This window comes from Pseudoalteromonas sp. MMG007, from assembly GCF_018100985.1.
In the GTDB taxonomy this organism is placed as follows: Bacteria; Pseudomonadota; Gammaproteobacteria; order Enterobacterales; family Alteromonadaceae; genus Pseudoalteromonas.
Genome location: NZ_JAGJEI010000060.1, coordinates 1 through 353 on the forward strand (window position 1 = coordinate 1; position 353 = coordinate 353).

Annotated in this window: 1 protein-coding gene; it reads right to left on the reverse strand. The window is 41.1% G+C overall.

Features of this window, described 5'->3' with window-relative positions; all coding sequences use genetic code 11:
* The coding region (locus J8L71_RS18425) for a condensation domain-containing protein (RefSeq protein WP_211001812.1) at positions 1–353 on the reverse strand (353 nt) is incomplete at both ends.

Here is a 353-nt window from a genome sequence, read left to right on the forward strand (position 1 = left end):
TTGGCGAGTTAACTAACTGTTGCAGTAGCTGAGAAAAATGTTCAGCCATTCTGACAATACTCGCTTCACTAAACAGCGAACGACTGTATACCCAAGACAATGCAAGCCCTCCCTTTGTCTCGGCCATACCTAGCGTCAAATCAAACTTTGATGTATGACCAGACTGTTCTAAAGGCTGAATATTTATGTTCGGTAGAATTAACGATTCTCCATCGTTATTCTGCAGGGTTAACATTACCTGAAATAAAGGACTGTAACTTTGGCTACGCTCAGGTTGTAATTCTTCAACTAGCTTCTCAAAAGGCACCTGTTGATGTGTATAAGCGTTTATAAGCATGTCTCGACTTTGAGTC